This is a genomic window from Propionibacterium cyclohexanicum (genome assembly GCF_900111365.1).
In the GTDB taxonomy this organism is placed as follows: Bacteria; Actinomycetota; Actinomycetes; order Propionibacteriales; family Propionibacteriaceae; genus Propionibacterium; species Propionibacterium cyclohexanicum.
In genome coordinates this window covers 1-20,038 of sequence record NZ_FOGZ01000025.1, presented here as the reverse complement: position 1 = coordinate 20,038, position 20,038 = coordinate 1, and the positions used below count along the sequence as shown (strand labels likewise).

The following is a 20,038-nucleotide window of genomic DNA, read 5'->3' as shown; positions in this document are numbered from 1 at the left end:
GACGACCTGAACCGCGGACTGTGCAACCAGGCGTTCTTCACCAGGATCTGCATCGACGAGGACGGGGGCGGCGGGTCAGGGTCAAGTTCCAAAAGCCCTTCAACCTGCTGTGCGATCCCGAGGTGCAGGGCAACGCTCTGAACTGGGCGGCCGAAGCCAGGAAGAAGGGCCAAGCTCAAACCGGACCAAGGATGGTTCTTTTGGTCGAAAGTTTGAACTTGGCCCAAGCGGGGTGGATGACGAGACTTGAACTCGCGACCACCTGGACCACAACCAGGGGCTCTACCAACTGAGCTACATCCACCATTGCCGTCCGCGCTCGGACAGCTCGCTTATGATACCGGAACGAGCGACGTCTGCTCAAATCCACGGCGCTTTGTCTCGGATCGCACTGCGAAGGCCCGCAGACGCTGCGCGCCGTCAGGCGACGGTGCCGGTGTCCGGCTCGCCGGCGAAGTCTGCCTCCGGGGGCTCGTCGCGATCACTGAGCCCGGTGAGGCTGCCCTCGTAGCGGTGAGCGATGATCTTGGCTTCGGCGGTGGTGGGCCCGGGGGAGGCCACCATGACAGCCTCGCGGTAGTACTTGAGCTCCTCGATCGACTCCTGGATGTCGGCCAGTGCACGGTGGTTCCCGTGCTTGGCGGGCGCCTGGTAGTAGGCACGCGGATACCAGCGCTTGGCAAGCTCCTTGATCGAGCTGACATCGATGTTGCGGTAGTGCACCCACGCCTCGAGCTCGGGCATGTCCTTGGCCAGGAAAGTGCGGTCGGTGCCGATCGAGTTGCCGGCCAGCGGTGCCTTGCGCTCCTGCGGCACGTACTGCTTGATATAGGCAAGCACCTGCTGCTGAGCCTCCTGCACGCTCGTCGTGCAGTCCTTCAGCTCTTCGAGCAGGCCCGATGCGGTGTGCATCTGCGTGACGAACTCGCTCATATTGTCCACGGCGGCCTGGCTCGGCTTGACGAGTACGTCGACACCCTCACCCTGCACGTTGAGCTCACCATCGGTGACCAGGCAGGCCACCTCGATGAGCTCGTCGACGCTCAGGTCGAGCCCGGTCATCTCACAGTCGATCCACACCATCATGCCGTTGTTCACAGCGAGCAACTCTATCCCGCAGCCTTCCCCCCTTCGCCGGACGCCTTGCGAGCACGTTCCTCCAGGGCGGCCGTGCCGGTGCGCGGCACATATTTCGCGAGCCACCCGGCGCCGGCCAATCCGAGCAGCCCAACCACCAGCGAGCTGGTGGCCAGTCCTGCCACCGCTGCGACCCCGCTGATGATGAGCGGGCCCATCGCCGAGCCGGAATCCGAGAGCATCCGCCAGCCCGCGAGGAACGCCGCCCGCCCCTCCTCGGGAGAGAAGTCCGAGCCCAGGGTCAGGACGATTCCGCTGGACAGCCCATTGCCGATGCCCAGTATGCAGGCCACGAGCGTGATCGTGCCGAAGGAGTGCGTCAGCGGCATGAGAAGCAGACAGACGCTCATCGTCGAGATGGCCGGAATCGTCACCCACCAACGACCGAACGCGTCCATGATGGCCCCGCCGGGGAAGAAGAGCAGCACGTCGAATGCCATCGATATCGAATAGATGAGGCTCGTCGCCGCCGGTGACACCCCGTGCGCCTCTGCCCACAGCGGGATGATCGTCTGGCGCACCGAACGGATCAGCATGAGCGCCATGCAGCCGGTCCCCATCGTGAGCAGCACGTGGCTGTGCTTGCGCAGCACGCTCCACGTACTCATGTGGTGGGTGGCCCGCCGCTGCCGGATTGCCTGCACATTGTGTGCCGTCTCGCCGGGCAGATTGGGCATGAACAGCGTCACCAGGCCAGCGCCGAAGCTCATGAGGCCCGAGAAGGCGAAGGCCACGGGCATGCTCCAGCGGTTCACGACGGCCGCCGAGATGAGTGGCCCGACGAACCAGCCCACCCGGAAGACCCCGCCGAGGCTCGACATCGCCCGGGCCCGCCAGTGCAGCGGGATGTTCTCGGTGAGATAGGTCTGGCGGGCCAGATTGAACACTGACGCGGTGAAGCCCTGGAGGAAGACCGCGATGGCCAAAACCGGCAGCGAGTGCGTGAGGAAGATCAGGGCCATCGTCACTGCGTCGGTGAAGCAAGCCCCCGCGATGGCAATGCGCTCCCCGAGCAGCTCGGCCAGGATCCCCGCAGGCAGATCACCGACAACCTGGGCTATCCCGCGCAGGGCCGTGATGAACGCCGCGAGCCCCACGCTGGCACCCAGGTCGCGAGCCTGGATGGCGACCAGGGGGATGACAGCGCCGAAGCCGATGGAGGCGAGCAGGGTTGGCCCGTAGATGCCGAAGAGGGTCTTGCCCAGGGAGTGATTTCGTGTGGCCACGGTGCTTGAGTCTCTCACGGCTGCGCGAAGCCGTGGCCGGGCACTGCCATCCGGCACGCCCTCCTGCGGGCATCCGCTGCCACTGGCGCCGGCCACCCACCCACGCCCGGCGCCTGGAGGCAATGCCCAACCGCCGCTGGAGCACGACGGTGCCGAGCCCCTAGACTTGGCCACCGGAAGATTCACCACCGGGCCCGGTAGCTCAGGGGATAGAGCAGCAGCCTTCTAATCTGTCGCGCGTGGGTTCGATTCCCACCCGGGCCGCCACAGCGCACCGTCAGCTGCGCCCAGCTCATCCCAAGACTGCGCAGGTAGTCTGGCGCCGTGCCGAAGCCATCTCCTGCCATGGTCGTCGCCGACGCCAGGGCCCGCCGGTTGTCCGGTTTGCCCCGTGCCCACCGCCCCGGCGAAAGCCGACGCCAGCGCATCCTGCGCAACCCGCTGAGCTGGCTGGCGGCCGTGTTCTTCCCGCTCTGCGTGGTCCTGCTGTGGCAGGTCTACCTGAGCTACCGCCGCACCATCACCGAGGCAGTCGGGAACTACACCGCCGAACACGGTGGAGTGCGCTCCGAACCGACCGTCAGCCAGTTCAACGAGGCCCTGTGGCGCTGCACCAAGCTGGCCCTCGTCACCCTCGTCATCGGCGTGGTGGTCTTCTGGCTCATCGACCGGCTGCGCCCCACGAGCCTCTTGCTCAAGGCCGTCTGCCTGGCCTGGGGCGGTGCGGTGGCCGTGTACTTCGCCGCGAATGCCAACGACTGGGTGGCCAGCCGCCTCACTGTCGACAGGTCCGACCCGATGGGCAGCGCCCGCGCCGCCATCTACGTGGCTCCCTTCGTCGAGGAAGCCGCCAAGGCCACAGTGCTGTTCCTGCTGGCGATCCTGGTGCGCTACCGGATCGTTGGTGTCATGCAGTCGGTGGCGCTGGCGGGCATGTCAGCCGTCGGCTTCGCCGTGGTGGAGGACATCGTCTACTACGTCCGCACCTATCTGTACGGATCGATGGTCTATGGAGTGGACGCCAACCAGGCACTCCACGAGATCTACGTTGCCAGGGGCCTGCAGACCTGGTGGGGCCATCCGCTGTTCACCTCGTGCACCGCCATCGGCCTGGCAGTGGCGCTGCGCTCGCGCAGCACGTTCGTGCGCGTCCTCGCACCCGTTGCCGGTTACCTCTTCGCGGCAGGCCTCCACATGGCATTCAACGGCTCCCAGGTGGCCGGGGGCGGCCAGACGCTGTTGTTCATCGTGGGCGGTTCGATCATCCTCGCCCTTCTCGTGAGGCTGGTCGTGCACTGCCGCAGCGAGGCGCGGGTACTCGGTGCCCGGCTCCAAGACCTCGTGATCGCAGGTTGGCTCGACCCCCGGGACCCGATCGTGTACTCCAGCTTCTTGCGTCGGGGCAAGCTGCTGGTCGCGGCGCTGCTGCGTGGGCCACGGGTCTTCGGCGCCACGCATCGGATGCTGAGCCTCATGACCGAGGTCGCCTATCTTCGGGCGGCGGTCACTGCGGGCGTGGTCGATGGTGCGGCGAACCTGCACGGACGCGAGCTGCTCGCCGATATCGCCGCTCTGCGTCCGGTCGCGCTCCACGAGACCGAAGGGCTGTCCGTCAAACCCGACAACTGGACCTGGCAGAACATCGCCGCCCGGCTTCGCGGCTGGTGGCATGTCGTGCGCGGTCCTCGCCGGCCCCGTTTCGCCCCTCCCAGCGGCGCACCGGTACCAGTGGGCAGCGCCGCGCGCTGAGCGAGTCGTTCGGCTCGACGCCCGAGGGGTATCTCCCGTGCGAGAGTGGGACGGACACAGGAGGGAGCCCATAGTGGTGGCAGAGCACCTCAGCGGGGCATTGGTGCGGCTGCGCGATGCCCTGCGCGAAGTCGTCCTGCCATTGTCGGTGCCCGGGGCCGCGGAGCAACGGCAGGAGGCCGAACAGATCGTCGCCCAGCTCGACAACTACGTCGTGCCACGCCTGGCCCATCTCGATGCCCCGCTGCTGGCCGTGGTGGGAGGATCCACCGGTGCCGGCAAGTCGACCCTGGTGAACTCGCTGCTGGGGCGAGTCGTGAGTCCAGCTGGCGTCATCCGCCCTACCACGCGCAGCCCCGTCCTGGTTCACAACTCCGGGGACGCCCGCTGGTTCGAGTCCGATCGAATCCTTCCCGGTCTCGCACGGACCAGGGCGGTCTCATCGGGCCCCGGCGCCCTCCAGCTCACTGCCGACCCGAACCTTCCCGCCGGGCTCGCGCTGCTCGACGCCCCGGATATCGATTCGCTCGTGGACGAGAACCGGGCGCTGGCGGCCCAGCTACTTGACGCCGCCGACCTGTGGCTCTTCGTCACCTCCGCCGCGCGCTATGCCGACGCAGTTCCCTGGGAGTACCTCAACGCGGCTGCCAGCCGCGGCGCGAGCGTGGCGGTGGTCTGCGACCGCATCCCGCCTGCCGCGGCCCAGCTCGTGCCCGTCGACCTGGGCCGGCTCATGAGCGCCCGCGGGCTGGCCGATTCGCCGCTGTTCGCCGTGCCCGAAACCGTCACCGACGAGCACGGCAGGCTCCCCGAGACGGCCCTTGCACCGATTCGCAGCTATCTTGCGACGCTGGCGGCCGACAATCGGCGACGCGAGCAGGTGGTGCTGGCCACCCTTGACGGCGCCATCGGCGCGATCGTGCGTGCTGCACCCTCGGTTGCCGACGCTGCTCGGGCCCAGACCGAGGTGGTGCGCCAGCTCGCAGTCGATGCGGCGCACTGCTTCCATGAGGCCATTCATGCGGTGCGCCGGCAATCCGGCGACGGCACCCTGCTGCGCGGCGAGGTGCTGCTGCGCTGGCATGACTACGTGGGCACGAGCGAGTTCTCCCGCGTCATCGACGAGAAGGTGAGCTGGCTGCGCGACCGCATCACCCGCGCGCTGACAGGAGAATCGCCCCAGGGCGTTCATGCTGCCGCGGCCGCCGAATCGGGGCTGGAGGCTCTCGTGCGCGAGCAGGGCGAGGCGGCCTGCGAACGCGCCGCCGCCGCCTGGCGGGGCACCCCCGCGGGTCGCGCGCTCATGGCCGGTCATCCTGGGCTGGCACGCGCCAGCGACGAGTTCGCCACGCGCTGCGCCTCGGCGATCCGGCAGTGGCAAGCGGACGTGCTCGCCTTGGTGGCCGATCAGGGCAAGGGCCGCCGCAGGACCGCGCGGCTGGCCGCTGCCGGCGTCAATGGGGCCGGCGCGGCGCTCATGATCGTCATCTTCGCGCACACTGCGGGGCTCAGCGGCGCTGAGATGGGCGTTGCCGGTGGTACCACTGTGGTCGCCCAGCGGCTCCTGGAAGCGATCTTCGGCGATGAGGCGGTGCGCCGGCTGGCTGAGACTGCCCGGCAGAAGCTCGACGAGCGCGTCGTGGCCCTCATGGACACCGAGCTGGATCGTTTCACCGTGCTGCTCGCCGAACTGGGCGTCGACGACACTGTCGCCGAGCGGGTGGACGCCGCGATCGCCGAGGTGGTCGCCGTTCGGAGTGGTTCGCCCCGGCCGGGATCTCTCGCCGGATCGGGAGGTGGGTTCGCCCCCGCCGATGAACCCTCCGGGGCTGACGTCCGCCCGGCCCCTCGGCTCGACCAGGTGAGCGCCAGGGCGCAGGCCGGCGAGATCGTCGATGCCGAACTGGTGGACGAGCCACCGGCCCTGCCCCGTCCCAGCGGGGACGAGTCGGGCGAGGACGGGAGGCAGCGGTGAATAGGCGCGCAGCCGCCACGCCGCAGGCCTGTGATCTCGGTGCCCAGCTCGGCGCACTCGGCCAGGCTGCGGCACTGTGCCGGGGCAGGATCGACGAGAAGGCCGTCATGCGCGCCGAAGCGGTGGTGGCCCGCGCCGGCGCGCGCCTCTCGTTCAGCGGCGAGCGCAGCGTTGTCGCGCTGGCGGGTGCCACCGGTAGCGGGAAGTCGAGCCTGCTCAATGCCCTCGCCACAGCCCGCCTGGCCGAAGCCGGCGTGAAGCGCCCCACCACCTCGCGCACCTTGGCGGTGAGCTTCGGTGCTGGCGGCGATGACCGGCTGCTGGACTGGCTGGAGGTGCCGGTCCGCACCAGCGTCCACGGCATGCCCGAACTCGATGGGCTGGTGTTGCTCGACCTGCCCGACCACGACTCAATCCAGCTGGGCCACCGCCTCGAGGCGGACCGGCTCGTCTCCCTCGTGGACGCCCTGGTCTGGGTGGTCGACCCGCAGAAGTACGCGGACGCCGCGCTGCACCGGCGCTATCTCGTGCCGATGGCCGGATACGCCGAGATGATGATCGTCGTCCTCAACCAGGCCGATCGGCTCGCCGGCACCGAGCTCTCGCGCACCCTTGCGGACCTGAGGCGACTGCTTGACGCCGAGGGCCTGGGGGCCACCACCGTACTGGCCACCTCCACGCTCACCGGCCAGGGGGTCGACGCGCTGCGCGCACGCTTGGCGCATGTCGTTGCCGGCAAGCAGGCAGCTGCCCGCCGCAGCGCGGCCGACATCAGGGAGGCGGCCCAGATCCTGGCCGGCGAGCTGGGCGATGGTGTCTCGCCGGGTGTTGACCCGGCGCTCGCGGCGGCGCTCGAGGATACTTTCGCTCGCGCAGCCGGTATTGACATGGTGGGCCAGGCCGTTCTCGAGGCGACCCGCCGGCGCGGTGCTGCCGCCACCGGCTGGCCACTCGTCTCCTGGATCTCGGCAGTGCGCGCCGACCCCTTGAAGCGGCTTCATCTCGACCTGCCCCGCGCGGTTCGCGGCAGGCGACCGCGGCCCGAGGAGATCGCCCCGACCACCGTCCCCCGTACCAGCATCACCGCGCTGAGCGGGGGAGTGGAACGCGCCCGGATCGACAGCGCCGTGCGGGCACTGAGCGATCGTGCCTCGATGGGTCTGGCGCCACGGTGGGCCGAGGCGGTGCGGGCAGCATCGCTGTCGACGGCCGGGAGCCTGGCAGACGACCTGGACCGCGCAGTGGGATCGGCCGATCTGGGCATGGCATCCGGACGGGGCTGGTGGCGTCTCGTGCGGATCGCCCAGTGGACGCTGCTGACGGTGCTTGCGCTGGGCTGCGGCTGGCTCGCGGTGAACGCGCTGTTCTCCGGCACCTTGCCGATTCCGAGATGGCATGGCGCACCGGTGCCCACCGTGCTCGTGCTGGGCGGCGCGGGTGCTGGGATTCTGCTCGGTGTGCTCAGCCGTGCCGGGGTTGAGCTGTCGGCCAGGCGGCGCCGTGCTCGGGCGCTGGGCGCGCTGCGCGAAGCGGTCGCGAGGGTGGCTCGGGTTCACGTCATCGCGCCGGTGGCCGAGGAACTGGAGCGCCACGAGCAGGCGCGTACGTTGCTTGCGGCGGCAAGAGGCCAACGATGAATCCTGCGATGAGGACGGCACCCTACTGGCGCGTCGGCGCGCTGCCGCAGCGGGTGCCACGTCGTGTCCTCATGCTTCCCGGCGTGCGCTACAGCTGCGAGCGGCCGTTGCTCAGCTGGTGTGCCGCAATCGCCCATCAGCACGGCTGGTGGGTGCAACAGGCCTGGTGGTCGCTCGGTCCCGAGTCCAACAACGAGTCCGTGGTCGGCAGGGCCCTTGACCTGCTCGACGCGCAGGCACCGGATGCCGCTCACACGCTCGTCATCGCCAAGTCCATGGGCACCCGGGCCGGCGCCACCGCCAGTGAGCGGGGCTGGGACGGAATCTGGCTCACCCCCTTGCTTGAGGATGTCGGGGTGCGCGAGGCCCTGGTTGGGTACCGCGGGAACTGTCTGCTCGTCGGCGGCGGCGCGGACCACCACTGGACGCCCCCGCCCGGACGGGTGGATGAGCTGTTTGGCGTGCCCGGCGGGCTGGCGTCGTCGGGTCCGGCCGAGAAACCTGCGCATCCTCTGTACGCATGCGCGGCGGCCGATCGGCGCGCCCAGCGATGGGTGCAGGTAGACGGGGCGAACCATTCGCTGGAGGTCCCTGGTGACTGGCGCGCGTCTTTGGCGGTGCAGCGCACGGTCCTCGAGATCGTCGACCGTTTCGTGGCCACGATCGAGATCTGACCCGGCGGGTCCTGGCCCATGGGCCGGTTGTCCACAGAATCCGAGTGACTGACCGGCCGGGGTGATCGATGCACACAGTCATCGACACGGCCGGCAGTCATCGGCGCAGCCGGTCCAACCCGAAGGGAACAGCCATGGACACCAATGTCAGCCTCAGCGGATATGTGGGAACCGCCGTCGAGTACACCGCCGCCGAGGGCTACAGCTTTGCAACATTCCGGCTGGCGACCACTCCTAGGATCCGCCGCAACGGCGAATGGGTCGACGGCGAGACGACCTGGATCACCGTTGAGGCCTCGAATCGTGCTGCCGACAATGCGGCAGCGAGCATTCACAAGGGCGATCCGGTGATCGTCGTCGGCAGATTGCAGACCAAGCGCTGGCAAGGCAGAGACGGTGAGCCGCGCGAACGGCTCGTGCTCACCGCACTGGCGCTCGGTCACGATCTCGCCCGGGGCACGAGCCAGTTCACCCGTACCCCACGCCAGAGCGCCGATAGGGCTGCCAGCGCAGCGCAGGAGCAGCCGATGACCGAACCAGCCGACGCCGATTCCAGCGAGGGGGTGCATGTGGCCTGATTGGCACACGGGTGGGTCGAGCAGGGTCCCGGGCCAGCCGGTGGTGCCCACGGCAGCGACCAGGCCATGCCCGGTGAGATGGACATGAAGACGGCTTGGCCCGATATTTCGGGCTGGCGAGGCAGCGCTGGCATACTGGGGGCGCTGCGACGGCTTCCCGAGCTGTCGGCCATTGCCCCGGTTGTCGGCCCACCGCAGGCAATGGCACCCCAAGCAATGGCACTCATGCGGCGGTACCGAGGGCAACGGCACTGCAGGTATGGGCACGGCAGGCATGGGCACTGCAGGCATGGACACTGAAGGCAAGGGCACGGCAGGTAACGGCGCTGGGTCAACGGTGTTGGGTCAGCGGTGCCGGGTCAGCGGGACCACCTGCGGTGGCACGGAAAGCGGCTCCAATCGTGATGCGAAGGGTATCCACGCTCCTATGGCTGAATTCATCTATCAGATGCACGACGTGCGCAAGACGATCGGCGAAAAGCTCATCCTCGACAATGTGACGCTGTCGTTCTTCCCCGACGCGAAGATCGGTGTGGTGGGGCCCAATGGCGCTGGGAAGTCGACGCTCCTCAAGGTGATGGCCGGTCTCGAGCCCATCAACAACGGTGATGCCTTCCTCGCCAAGGGAGCCTCCGTCGGGCTGTTGCAGCAGGAACCGCCGCTCACCGAAGACAAGACGGTGCTCGAGAATGTCGAGGAGGCCGTCGGCTCGGTCAAGTCGATGCTCGACCGCTACAACGCCATCAGCGCCGAGCTCGCCGATCCCGACGCGGACTACGACACGCTGCTCGCCGAGATGGGCGAGCTCCAGGTCGAGCTCGACAATCGCAATGCCTGGGACATCGACTCCCAGCTCGAACAGGCGATGGATGCCCTGCAGTGCCCCCCGCCCGACACCCCTGTCTCGGTGCTGTCAGGCGGTGAGCGGAGGCGCGTGGCCTTGTGCAAGCTGCTTCTCGAACAGCCCGATCTGCTGCTCCTCGACGAGCCAACCAACCACCTGGATGCCGAGTCGGTGAATTGGCTCGAGGGCCACCTGCGCAGCTATCCCGGCGCCGTGCTGTGCGTCACCCACGACCGCTACTTCCTCGACCATGTCGTCAACTGGATCTGCGAGGTCGACCGCGGCCGCCTGTACCCCTACGAGGGCAATTACTCCACCTATCTCGAGACCAAGCGCAAGCGCCTGCAGATTGAGGGCCAAAAGGACGCCAAGCGCGCCAAGATCCTCGAGCGGGAACTCGAATGGGTGCGCTCGAGTCCCAAGGCCCGTCAGGCCAAGAACAAGGCCCGCCTGGCCCGCTACGAGGAACTGGCAGCGGAGGCCGAGCGCAGCCGCAAGCTCGACACCGGCGAGATCAACATCCCGCCAGGCAAGCGGCTGGGTTCCGAGGTGCTCCAGGCCACCGATCTCCACAAGGGCTTCGACGATCGGGTGCTGTTCAATGGCCTCGACTTCACGTTGCCGCGCGCCGGAATCGTAGGCATCATCGGCCCCAACGGCGTCGGAAAGTCCACCCTGTTCAAGATGATCGTCGGGGAGGAACAGCCCGACCGCGGAGAACTGAGGGTCGGCAAGACGGTCGAGATCAGCTATGTCGACCAGGGGCGAGCCGGCCTGGAACCCGACAAGACGGTCTGGGAGGTGGTCTCCGGCGGCCTCGACTACATCAAGGTGGGTACTTTCGAGGTGCCCAGCCGCGCCTATGTCGCCTCATTCGGCTTCAAGGGCCCCGACCAGCAGAAACCCGCCGGGGTGCTTTCCGGTGGCGAACGCAACCGGCTCAACCTGGCCCTCACCCTTGAGCAGGGCGGCAACCTCCTGCTCCTCGACGAACCCACCAATGACCTGGATGTCGAGACCCTGCAGAGTCTCGAGGACGCCCTGCTGGAGTTTCCCGGCTGCGCCGTGGTGATCAGCCACGATCGCTGGTTCCTCGACCGGGTCGCCACCCACATCCTCGCCTGGGAGGGAGCCGGCGAGGACGAGAACGATCCGTCGTGGTTCTGGTTCGAGGGGAATTTCGCCGACTACGAGGCCAACAAGCTTGCCCGGCTCGGCGAGGAAGCCTCCCGCCCCCATGCCAGCAAGCACCGCCGCCTGACGCGCGACTGACCGCGCGCCCCGCGCGCGAAAGACTGACCGTGCGCCCCGCGCGCGAACGGCTGACCGCGACCCCGAATTGCCCCGGAGCTCCCTGCTGGAGCCCCGGGGCAGGTACACGCCCCGGGGCTGCACAGTCGTGCGTTTCCTTGTGGGCCCCTGATGGCGATGCTTGACTTGAACCATGAAAGAGCTCATCAATGATGCCGAGCACGTCATCTTCGACTCACTCAAGGGCGTGGCTGCGGCCCACCCCGACACCCAGCGGGTCGATCTGGACAACCGGATCGTCTACCGCGCCCAGCCACCGCGTCCCGGAAAGGTCGGACTGGTTTCGGGCGGCGGCTCGGGGCATGAGCCCCTGCATTCGGGATATGTGGGAGCCGGCATGCTCGACGCCGCCTGCTGCGGGGAGGTGTTCACCTCGCCAGTGCCCGACCAGATCTCGGCCGCCACGAATGCGGTGAACACCGGAGCGGGCGTGCTGCACATCGTCAAGAACTACACCGGCGATGTCATGAACTTCGACATGGCTGCAGAGTTGTCGGCCGCCGAGGGCGTCGAGGTGGCCACTGTGCTCGTCAACGATGACGTGGCAGTCCAGGACTCGCTGTACACGGCAGGGCGGCGGGGCGTGGGCCTGACCGTCTTCGTCGAGAAGATTGTCGGAGCCGCCGCCGAGCAGGGGCGCGAACTGGGCGCGCTCAAGGAGCTCGGCGACCGTATCGTGGCCAATGGCCGCTCCTTCGGCATCGCGATCACGCCGTGCACCACCCCGGCCGCCGGCAAGCCGAGTTTCGAACTGGCCGAGGACGAGATGGAGCTCGGGATCGGCATCCATGGCGAGCCCGGACGTGAGCGCGTCAAGCTCGGCCCGGCCAGCGATGTCGCGCACCAGCTTGTCGAGCCGGTGCTCGCCGACCTCGACTTCACCGGCGCGCCGGTCATCGCGATGCTCAACGGGATGGGAGCCACCCCGCTTATCGAGCTGTACCTGCTCTACGGCGAGGTGGCGCCGCTGCTCGCCAGCAACGGCGTCGACGTGGCCCGCCACCTGGTGGGCAATTACATCACCGCACTCGACATGGGCGGCGCCTCCCTGACGCTGCTGCGCGCGGACGACGAGTTGCTGGACCTGTGGGATGCCCCCGTGAACACCCCCGGCCTGAGATGGGGCTGCTGATGAGCACGACATCTCTCGAGAAGATCTCCGCCTGGCTGCAGGAGTATGCCCGGGTGATCGGGGAGCACGAGGCGGAGTTGACCGACCTGGACCGTGAGATCGGCGACGGCGACCATGGCTCCAATATGGTCCGCGGCATGCGGGCGGTCGCCGGCCTTGACCTCGCCGCATTCGGCGATGCGGCCAGCTATCTCAAGAAGACCGGCATGACGCTGGTGAGCACGGTCGGCGGAGCGGCCGGGCCGCTGTACGGCACGCTCTTTCTGCGGATGGCCGGCCAGCTGGGTTCCGGCGATGCGCTCGATACGGCCGCCTTCGCCGGGGCGCTCAAGGCGGGAGTCGAGGGCGTCACCCAACGAGGGAAGTCCGCCGTGGGCGACAAGACGATGGTCGATGCGCTGGTGCCCGCCGTGGAATGCCTCGAGGAGCAGGCCAGCCGGGGAGCCGAGCTGGCCGCGGCGCTGCCCGAGGCCGCGAAGGCGGCCGACGCCGGACGCGAGGCCACCGCGGCCCTGGTGGCCAGGCGCGGGCGCGCATCCTATCTGGGGGAGCGCAGCGTGGGTCATATTGACCCGGGTGCAGCCAGCGCCGCCCTGCTCATCGAATCCGCCGCACGCACCCTGGTCTGAGGAGCTGTCCGGTGATTGCTCTGCTCGTCGTCTCGCACAGCCACCCGCTCGCTCTTGCGGCGGTCGATCTTGCATCCCAGATGGTGGCGCCACAGAGCCGTCCCCCCGTCAAGGTGGCCGCTGGCCTCGATGAGACCACGGTGGGTACCGACGCGACAGCCGTCGCAGCGGCGCTGGAGGAGTTGTCCGAGGCGCAGGGCATCCTTGTCCTGGTCGACCTCGGGTCGGCCATCCTCAGCGCCGAAATGGCGCTCGAGTTCGTGGATTCCGAGCTTGCCGCGAAAGTGCGGATCTCCTCGGCGCCCTTGGTCGAGGGCCTCATCGCGGCGGTCGTCACCGCCTCTTCGGGGGCTGGCCTCGACGAGGTCGATCGCGAGGCCCGGATGGCCCTGCAGGCCAAGGCACAGCAGCTGGATGGTGCCGGTGAGCCCGATGGCCAGGCCGGCGAGCCCGATGGCCAGGCCGGCGAGGCGCCTCGTCCGGGCCAGGGCTCAGCCGAACCCCTCGCAGCGGACGAGCAGTGGGATGTCGTGCTGGACAACCCCCATGGGCTCCACGCCCGCCCGGCCGCCGCGCTCGTCTCTGCCCTTCGAGGCTTCGACGCGCACGTGGAGCTGTCGAATGTCTCGACGGGCGCCGGCGCCGTCGACGCGTCCAGCCTCTCGGCCGTCACCGGCCTGCAACTGCGCGAGGGCCAGGTCATGCGGGTGAGGGCCACCGGGCCTGAGGCTGCCGGGGCCCGCGCCGCGCTTGAGCAACTCGCCGCAGACCACTTCGGCGATCACATCGAGAACCCCACGACGAACGAGGACACAGCGGCACCCACCGGCCCGGTACGCGGGCCGGTCCGGATCGTCGCACTCGATGCCGACATCAGCGGGTACCGTCCCGCAGATGCCGCCACCGAACAGCGCCGGCTCGACGAGGCCCTGGCGGCGGTCGACGAGCACCTTCGCGCCGCGGCACCCGGGCCCATGGCGGCGATCTTCGGTGCGCAGGCGGAAATGCTCGCCGACCCGGTGCTTGCTCGCAAGACCTCGCGGCGGATCGCCGCCGGCGATTCCGCGCTGGGCGCCGCGAGCGCCGTGCTGGGTGAGATGGCCACGGGCTTCGACAAGCTCACCGACCCCTATCTGCGCGAACGTGGTCAGGACGTGCGCTCCCTGCGCCGTCTGCTCGTGCTGGCTCTCACCGGCGCGGACTGGTCCGATGGGCGTGAGGTCGAGCCGGGCATCTGGGTGCTGCCTGAGCTGGACGCGATCACCGCCGCCACCGCCGATATGGAGCGCTGCCTCGGCATGATCACCACCACTGGGGGCCGTACCGGGCATGGCGCGATGATCGCCCGCAGCCGAGGGATACCGCTGGTTCTCGGGGTCCCCGATGCGTCAATGCTTGCCGACGGTGAGCTGGTCGAGATCGATCCATCGGCCAACAGTTTTCGCCGCGTCCGGTAGTGCGCATCGTGCCTCAGCATCGCAACTGAGGGTTGTAGCGCAGGCTGTTGTAGCGCGCCGGGCACTGATCGCCGATCGCAATCCCGGCGCCCAGCCGCCCGGCGTCGCGCAGGCCCGTCAGGCTCGCGACGAGGCGATCGCGGAGGTGCCAGGGGTCGAGCGTGTTCACATAGATCTTCGTGTCGCCCTCGAAACCTGCCAATGTCGAGATCCGCCACTTCAGGTTGATCCGCCAGGGCATCGCCATGTCCATGTCGGGGGAGCGATGGTGCCATTCCTCATTGGAGGCAACCTCGGTGCCGGTGCCCGCATGGCAGGCGTGCACGAGGGCTGACATGTCCGCGCGCTCGGCCTCGGTCTGCGCCCAGGGCTCGCAGATGGCCGATTTCGAGTAGATCTCGATCGTGGGGTAGCGGTGCCCGAAGCCGGCGAACGCAATCGCGTGCGCGTTCTCCGCAATGACGAGATCGTGCTGGACGGCCACGTTGAGCGCGAGGTCGTTGTAGGCGTTCGGGTTGGCCCGCAGCCGTGCGAGTTCCTGCTGGACCGACACCGGCCGCTCGTCGATCGAGACCAGCTGCTTGTGCACATGGTCGAAGGACGCTCCCGCTGCGCGCAGCCAGTTCTGGAAGACTGCCACATAGCGCACATGCCGGTTCTGCTCGTACAGATCGTGCAGGGCCTCGATGGTGACGTCCATGTACTGGGCATGCTCCGCCACGCTCAATGTGCCCGAACCGGCCAGCTGGGAGGAATCGGTGGCTCCGTCGACGAAGTGGCGGCGCGCCACGATGACGTCGTGGCCACCGGCGAACAGCCCGATCGCCCGGCGAGCCAGCGCTGCGTCGTCCAGAGCGGCGCAATCCGTGATCTCCTCACCGGTGGCCGCCTGCTTCGTGCGCAGGATCTGTTCCACGTGGAGGCGTCCCGCCGAGTCGGCGCAGTAGCGGTTGCAGCGCTGTGTCAGTGCATTGGGGGCGCGAAAGGCGTAGTTGCGCGCCCAGTAGTCGTAACCGACGATCTCGAAGAGATTGGGGATCCGGCGGAAGCACCACTGGGAGTCGTGCCATTGCCCGGGCAGTATCCCGCGCAGGGTCCGCCACCCCTGGTCTGTGCGTATCCGGCGGGCCTTCTCGGGCGGAGTCTCGGCGATCCGACCCGGACAGAACGGGCACTCGTGGTCCTCGTCGCCGGGTGCGAGCTTGCGGGCAGGGGCGCCGCTTCGGACCACGGGCCGGTCGGCCCGGCTGGGCACCGTCCAGACCTGGACCCCCGACAGAAGGCTGAGCTGCTTCACCGTCCCGTCCGGCATGACCCTCAGCGGGTCACCGGAGCCGAACTCACTCATGCCGCGAGTCTAGGAGTTGTCCGACGGTGTTGGATGAGGCCATGAGTTCCGCACTGCCCGAACAGGCCCATTTCCATCTGCCGGACTTCGGTTCGCTGGATCCGCAGCGTTTCGGTGAGGCTGTGCGCGCGGCGCTCGCCACCCAACGCCAAGGTCTCGACGAGATCGGCGAGGCGGTTGCGCCGCCCACTGAGGACTCGGTGATCGGTGCCTGGGAGCGCGCCGGGGTGGCCCAGCGGCGCGCCTGCGCCGCGCTGTTCACGGTGCGCGACGCCGATACCACGGCAGAGCTCGACGCGCTGTGTGACGAGCTTGCTCCCGAGCTGGCGGCACACGACGATTCGATCTGGCTCGACGCCAGGCTGTACGAGCGGGTGCGGGCCACGCAGGAGGCCGCGGACAAGGGGGCGCTCAATCTGGATGCGCAGGCCCGCTGGTGGCTCGCGGAGGTGCTGCGCGAGTTCGCGCGCCATGGGGTGCAGCTCGACGCGCCACACCAGGAGAGACTGCGCCAGCTCAATGCCACGATCGCCTCGCTCGAGTCCACATTCAGCCAGCTGCTCGTCACGGGACGCAATGCCGCAGCGGTGCCCATCGAATCCGAGGACGAGCTGGCGGGCCTGTCCGAGGAACAGAAGGACCGGGCGCGGCGCGCAGCGCAGGCCCGAGGCCGGCAGGGCTGGCTGCTCGAGCTGGTGAACACCACGAACCAGGACTGGCTGGCCGCTCTTGACCGGCAGGATGTGCGCCAGCGCGTCTTCGAGGCCTCCGTGTCCAGGGGCGCAACGGGCGCCGGCGCCACCGGGGCATCCGTCGTGAGACTCGCCCGGCTGCGGGCCGAGCGGGCGACGCTGCTCGGTTTTGACTCCCATGCCGCCTATGTGGCCTCGGCCGGGTGCGCCAAAACCGTCGAGGCCTTGCAGCCTCTGCTCGACCGCTTCTCCGAGCTGGCCGTGCGCCAGGCCCGGGCCGACGCCCAGCGCTACGAGCGGGCCTTCGCGCAGTGCGCTCCGGGACTGGACTTCCGCCCATGGGACTGGGCCTGGGTCGCCGCGAAGCTGCGCGCCGAGGATGCGGTCGACGATGGGGAACTGCGTCCCTATCTGGAATTCCACCGGGTTCTGCACGAAGGGGTCTTCGAGGCGGCCCGCCGGCTTTACGGCATCACCGTGCATCCACGAGGGGACCTGCACGGATACACCCCCGATACCAGCGTCCACGAGGTGCGCGAGGAGGACGGCACAGTGCTGGGCCTGCTCGTCATCGACCCCTGGGCGCGACCCAGCAAGCAGGGCGGGGCGTGGATGACCGACCTGGTGGCCCGGAGCCAATTGCTCGGGGACCTCCCGGTCGTCACCCTCAACACCAATATCGCCCGGCCCCGCAAGGGCGAGCCGGCGCTGCTAAGCTGGGACCAGGTGATCACCTGCTTCCACGAGTTCGGGCACTGCCTGCACGGTCTGTTCGCCGACAGCCGCTATCCCTCCATGTCGGGCACAAATGCCCCCACTGACTACGTCGAATTCCCGAGTCAAGTCAATGAGCACTGGGCCCTCGACCGCGATCTCATCTCCCACTACGCCCGCCACTGGAACACCGGCGAGGCGATCCCCGGTGAGCTCATCGATCGCCTCGAGCGCGGCCGGCTGGCTGACATCGGATTCGAGGACCTCGAAACCGCAGCCGCCATGCAGCTCGATCAGGCCTGGCATTCGGCACCGCTGGACGAACTGCCCACCGAGCCCCTCCAGGTGGACGACTTCGAGGCTCGGGCACTGGCCGCCCGAAAGGTCGACGTCGAACTCGTGCCGCCGCGCTACCGCACCCGCTATTTCAGCCATATCTGGGCCGGTGGCTACGACGCCGCGTATTACGCCTATCTGTGGGCCGAAGTGTTCGACGCTGACGCCTGCGCCTGGTTCGACGCGAATGGCGGGTTGAATCGGCAGGCCGGCGAACGCTTCCGTCGCGAGGTGCTGGCGCCGGGCGGCAGCGTGGACGTCATGGAAACCTATCGGGCCTTCCGTGGCGCCGATCCGGACGTGGAACACCTCATCGCACGCCACTGCCGGTAGTGGGGACTCTTCATGCCATCACACGCTGAACCCGAGAGCGGAGACTGGGATCAATCGTCGAGGGATCGTGGTTGGCAGTCAGTCTCGTTGGCTGCGAAACATCCTTGAGAATTCTCCGTTGGGCTGGGAAAGCAGTTCTTTGTAGCTGCCGACTTGAAGCAACGATCCTTGTTTCATGACATAAATCCTGTCCATGGCTTTCAATGTCCAGGAGCGATGTGACACTACTATTATTATGCGATCGTTTCGATTCTTGGAGAGGAACTGGAATATTTCCTCCTCCGTTTCGGCATCAATGGCACTGGTCGGCTCATCCAACAGCCATATTCCTGCATTGCGCAATATGATCCGCGAGAGAGCCAACCTCTGCCACTGACCACCCGACAGCCCCGCGCCGCCCCATTGCTCACCCAGCAGCGTGTCCAGCCCATCGGGCAACTCGCGAACGAATCCACTGGCATTGGTGAAGTCCAGGCTGAGCCAGTATTCCTCATCGCTGAGGGCATGACGCGAACCCATGCGGAGATTCTCCCGAACCGTGATCTCATAGCGTCCGTAGTCCTGATTCAAGACACCGAAATAAGACAGTCGTTCCTCAGGCCCTAGCGCTGTGATGGGAGAACCGTCGATCGTGATCTGCCCGGACGCCATGGGGGCGAGACCTATCAGCGCATTGACCAGGCTGGTCTTTCCTGCACCATTTGCCCCCACAATCGCAATCATCTCCCCCTTGTGGACAGTGAGCGAAAAATTGTTGACAGCCGGGCGAGTACTTTCTGCATATCGGACAGTCACATTCCGAATGTCAAGTTCATCAGATGATGTGCGAATGGGAACATATGTTGTCGGGACCGAAATTTTCGCGATGTATTCCCGGAATGAGTGCACTGCCGGGATCTCCACCATGATGGAACCGAGGGTGAACCCAAGGTTGGACACCGCAGATGTTGCGGAAAGAATCCCCATCGTCCCACCGGCAAGACCGCCAATGGATGTGCCGGACCGGTACAAGGAGAGCAATGCGCAGATGATGAGGCGCTTCCTACAACACCGCTCAATGTGTCACAGGAAAGTGATGTGCGTGCAAACTTCAGGTGGTTCGACAGCCACTCCTTCCTTTCTCTCGATGCCCTGTCCGCAAACATTGTGCGGGTCTGAAGACCGGCAAGTTCAACTGCTGACCGTTGATAGATGAGTTGGTTCTCGAAGTACTCTGCACGTTTTGAGTGCTCGATTGATGGGGGCCATAGGCGGTCCTGGAGACGCGACAGTTTCCAATTCCCAGCAACCGAAGGGGCCAAGGAGAAGAAGACGAACAGGGCCGCCAGCCAACTCAGTTTCCACAGCGAACCGCACAAGCTCACCACCATGACCGCGGTCATGATCACACGGATTGACACGACCGCAAGCGGGGCGATCGCATGTTCCACCGCTTCGCGGGCCTCGCCAGCTGACGATGCGGACTTCCTGTCTCCAACAAGCTTGAGGGGAACGTTCGCGAGCGTCTGATCGAGCCTGTCCCGCATGGCGGTAATAACCTTCCACTTTGCGGTGGCCTGCAAGGTGTTTGCTATTTCTTGGGCGGCAAAAACGCAGCCACTCGCGATACCGAGAAAGATGATGAGCGAGAGCAGACGGGTGGGGGTGTCCTGTACTTCGGGGATTTGATTGAGTATGAGTACCTGCAGCGCCGGGAAGAATGCAGCGATGATCGAGATGAGCAGAGCCAGCACCATGGCCCGAGGTGCCACCGCAATACCCTGAACCATGCACCACAGGGGGGCTGAACGAGTTTTATGAGCGTTTCGCAATGTCTTATGAGCGTTTCGCAATTATTGATCCGTCACGGACAAGAACAGATGAGCTATGAAATATCGAATAATTCTTGCACATATACATCCTGCGTACCATCCGAATACTTGGCGCATCCAGGTCCAACAACACTTGAGTCTTTTGCTGATACTCCCAGCGACCATCCTCACGTCGTCGTTCGACTTTGGCCGTGGGGCTGACCCCTTGTCCCGGACTGGCGGGTTGTGTGGTCAGGCGGACGGGTGGGCCTTCTGGGCGATCAGCTGTTGTTCGTACTGTAGTGGGCTGAGGTGGCCGATGGTGGAGCGGGGTCGGGCGTCCTCGACAAGATCGGCGCATAGCGGGTCGTCGACGGCAGGGTGAAGCGCCCCAGGTTTTCGGCCGCTCCTATGCGGGTTGCGGCTCTCGGTTGAGGGCTGCGTAGTGGGCGTGCTCGAACTCGGCGGGTGTGGCG

15 protein-coding genes, 2 tRNA genes and 1 pseudogene are annotated in these 20,038 nt (G+C 67.1%); 12 read left to right on the top strand and 6 right to left on the bottom strand.

From position 1 onward, the window contains the following. Nucleotides 1–231 precede the first annotated feature (231 nt). From BMX93_RS10675 to BMX93_RS10665, 3 genes are all read right to left on the bottom strand, one after another. A tRNA-His gene (locus BMX93_RS10675) sits at nucleotides 232–304 on the bottom strand. Nucleotides 305–420: 116 nt separating this feature from the next. Continuing rightward, the gene (orn, locus tag BMX93_RS10670) at nucleotides 421–1,086 is read right to left on the bottom strand and encodes an oligoribonuclease (RefSeq protein ID WP_091970900.1); all 666 of its coding nucleotides are present in this window, start codon (nucleotides 1,084–1,086) and stop codon (nucleotides 421–423) included. Between the two features lie 23 nt (nucleotides 1,087–1,109). Next, entirely contained in the window at nucleotides 1,110–2,363 is a 1,254-nt protein-coding gene (locus tag BMX93_RS10665; protein WP_245725832.1) for an MFS transporter, read from the bottom strand. A gap of 191 nt (nucleotides 2,364–2,554) precedes the next feature. Here BMX93_RS10665 and BMX93_RS10660 point away from each other — a divergent pair. The 11 genes and pseudogenes from BMX93_RS10660 (at nucleotide 2,555) to BMX93_RS10615 (ending at nucleotide 14,349) form a co-directional block, all read left to right on the top strand. Further along, a tRNA-Arg gene (locus BMX93_RS10660) sits at nucleotides 2,555–2,630 on the top strand. A gap of 57 nt (nucleotides 2,631–2,687) precedes the next feature. Continuing rightward, nucleotides 2,688–4,112: a PrsW family intramembrane metalloprotease gene (locus tag BMX93_RS10655; RefSeq protein ID WP_143052897.1), complete on the top strand. Its 1,425-nt coding sequence runs from the start codon at nucleotides 2,688–2,690 to the stop codon at nucleotides 4,110–4,112. A gap of 73 nt (nucleotides 4,113–4,185) precedes the next feature. Further along, the gene (locus BMX93_RS10650) at nucleotides 4,186–6,087 is read left to right on the top strand and encodes a P-loop NTPase family protein (protein WP_177170199.1); all 1,902 of its coding nucleotides are present in this window, start codon (nucleotides 4,186–4,188) and stop codon (nucleotides 6,085–6,087) included. After that, nucleotides 6,084–7,724 (top strand): GTPase, encoded by a 1,641-nt coding sequence (locus tag BMX93_RS10645; RefSeq protein ID WP_091970887.1) that lies wholly within the window; start codon nucleotides 6,084–6,086, stop codon nucleotides 7,722–7,724. The genes BMX93_RS10650 and BMX93_RS10645 overlap by 4 nt, the downstream gene beginning before the upstream one ends. An 8-nt stretch (nucleotides 7,725–7,732) precedes the next feature. Continuing rightward, entirely contained in the window at nucleotides 7,733–8,398 is a 666-nt protein-coding gene (locus BMX93_RS10640) for a hypothetical protein (protein WP_091970886.1), read from the top strand. 68 nt (nucleotides 8,399–8,466) lie between these two features. Further along, nucleotides 8,467–8,976: a single-stranded DNA-binding protein gene (locus BMX93_RS10635; protein ID WP_091970885.1), complete on the top strand. Its 510-nt coding sequence runs from the start codon at nucleotides 8,467–8,469 to the stop codon at nucleotides 8,974–8,976. 427 nt (nucleotides 8,977–9,403) lie between these two features. Continuing rightward, on the top strand, nucleotides 9,404–11,092 hold the full coding sequence (gene ettA, locus BMX93_RS10630) for an energy-dependent translational throttle protein EttA (protein WP_091970884.1): 1,689 nt from the start codon (nucleotides 9,404–9,406) through the stop codon (nucleotides 11,090–11,092). Nucleotides 11,093–11,264: 172 nt separating this feature from the next. Then, nucleotides 11,265–12,263, top strand: coding sequence for a dihydroxyacetone kinase subunit DhaK (dhaK, locus tag BMX93_RS10625; RefSeq protein ID WP_091970883.1), 999 nt, complete (start codon nucleotides 11,265–11,267; stop codon nucleotides 12,261–12,263). Further along, nucleotides 12,251–12,892: a dihydroxyacetone kinase subunit DhaL gene (gene dhaL / locus BMX93_RS10620; protein WP_091970882.1), complete on the top strand. Its 642-nt coding sequence runs from the start codon at nucleotides 12,251–12,253 to the stop codon at nucleotides 12,890–12,892. Before dhaK ends, dhaL begins: the two co-directional genes overlap by 13 nt. Beyond that, nucleotides 12,889–13,314: pseudogene (dhaM, locus tag BMX93_RS13355) on the top strand (dihydroxyacetone kinase phosphoryl donor subunit DhaM); the annotation flags it as partial. The gene dhaL and the pseudogene dhaM, both read left to right, overlap by 4 nt. Nucleotides 13,315–13,422: 108 nt before the next feature. Continuing rightward, nucleotides 13,423–14,349, top strand: a complete 927-nt coding sequence (locus tag BMX93_RS10615) for a phosphoenolpyruvate-utilizing N-terminal domain-containing protein (RefSeq protein ID WP_425438783.1) — start codon at nucleotides 13,423–13,425, stop codon at nucleotides 14,347–14,349. 13 nt (nucleotides 14,350–14,362) lie between these two features. On the opposite strand, the gene BMX93_RS10610 is transcribed toward BMX93_RS10615, so the two are convergent. Continuing rightward, the gene (locus BMX93_RS10610; protein WP_218139314.1) at nucleotides 14,363–15,697 is read right to left on the bottom strand and encodes a DUF4921 family protein; all 1,335 of its coding nucleotides are present in this window, start codon (nucleotides 15,695–15,697) and stop codon (nucleotides 14,363–14,365) included. 41 nt (nucleotides 15,698–15,738) lie between these two features. Between BMX93_RS10610 and BMX93_RS10605 the strand changes: the two genes are divergently transcribed. Next, nucleotides 15,739–17,772, top strand: coding sequence for a M3 family metallopeptidase (locus BMX93_RS10605; protein WP_091970879.1), 2,034 nt, complete (start codon nucleotides 15,739–15,741; stop codon nucleotides 17,770–17,772). A gap of 78 nt (nucleotides 17,773–17,850) precedes the next feature. Here the strand turns inward: BMX93_RS10605 and BMX93_RS10600 are convergent, their stop codons facing one another. Beyond that, entirely contained in the window at nucleotides 17,851–18,678 is an 828-nt protein-coding gene (locus BMX93_RS10600) for an ATP-binding cassette domain-containing protein (protein WP_281245668.1), read from the bottom strand. Then, the gene (locus BMX93_RS12970; protein WP_177170196.1) at nucleotides 18,564–19,541 is read right to left on the bottom strand and encodes an ABC transporter ATP-binding protein; all 978 of its coding nucleotides are present in this window, start codon (nucleotides 19,539–19,541) and stop codon (nucleotides 18,564–18,566) included. The genes BMX93_RS10600 and BMX93_RS12970 overlap by 115 nt, the downstream gene beginning before the upstream one ends. Between the last annotated feature and the right edge of the window lie 497 nt (nucleotides 19,542–20,038).

What these genes read in the sequence shown, in the direction of transcription:
- orn (WP_091970900.1), bottom strand. Translation starts at nt 1,086, where the DNA reads ATGATGGTGTGGATCGACTGTGAGATGACCGGGCTCGACCTGAGCGTC.
- BMX93_RS10640 (WP_091970886.1), top strand. Translation starts at nt 7,733, where the DNA reads ATGAGGACGGCACCCTACTGGCGCGTCGGCGCGCTGCCGCAGCGGGTG.
- BMX93_RS10635 (WP_091970885.1), top strand. Translation starts at nt 8,467, where the DNA reads ATGCACACAGTCATCGACACGGCCGGCAGTCATCGGCGCAGCCGGTCC.
- ettA (WP_091970884.1), top strand. Translation starts at nt 9,404, where the DNA reads ATGGCTGAATTCATCTATCAGATGCACGACGTGCGCAAGACGATCGGC.
- dhaK (WP_091970883.1), top strand. Translation starts at nt 11,265, where the DNA reads ATGAAAGAGCTCATCAATGATGCCGAGCACGTCATCTTCGACTCACTC.
- dhaL (WP_091970882.1), top strand. Translation starts at nt 12,251, where the DNA reads ATGGGGCTGCTGATGAGCACGACATCTCTCGAGAAGATCTCCGCCTGG.
- BMX93_RS10610 (WP_218139314.1), bottom strand. Translation starts at nt 15,697, where the DNA reads ATGAGTGAGTTCGGCTCCGGTGACCCGCTGAGGGTCATGCCGGACGGG.
- BMX93_RS10605 (WP_091970879.1), top strand. Translation starts at nt 15,739, where the DNA reads ATGAGTTCCGCACTGCCCGAACAGGCCCATTTCCATCTGCCGGACTTC.
- BMX93_RS10600 (WP_281245668.1), bottom strand. Translation starts at nt 18,678, where the DNA reads ATGGTGGAGATCCCGGCAGTGCACTCATTCCGGGAATACATCGCGAAA.
- BMX93_RS12970 (WP_177170196.1), bottom strand. Translation starts at nt 19,541, where the DNA reads ATGGTTCAGGGTATTGCGGTGGCACCTCGGGCCATGGTGCTGGCTCTG.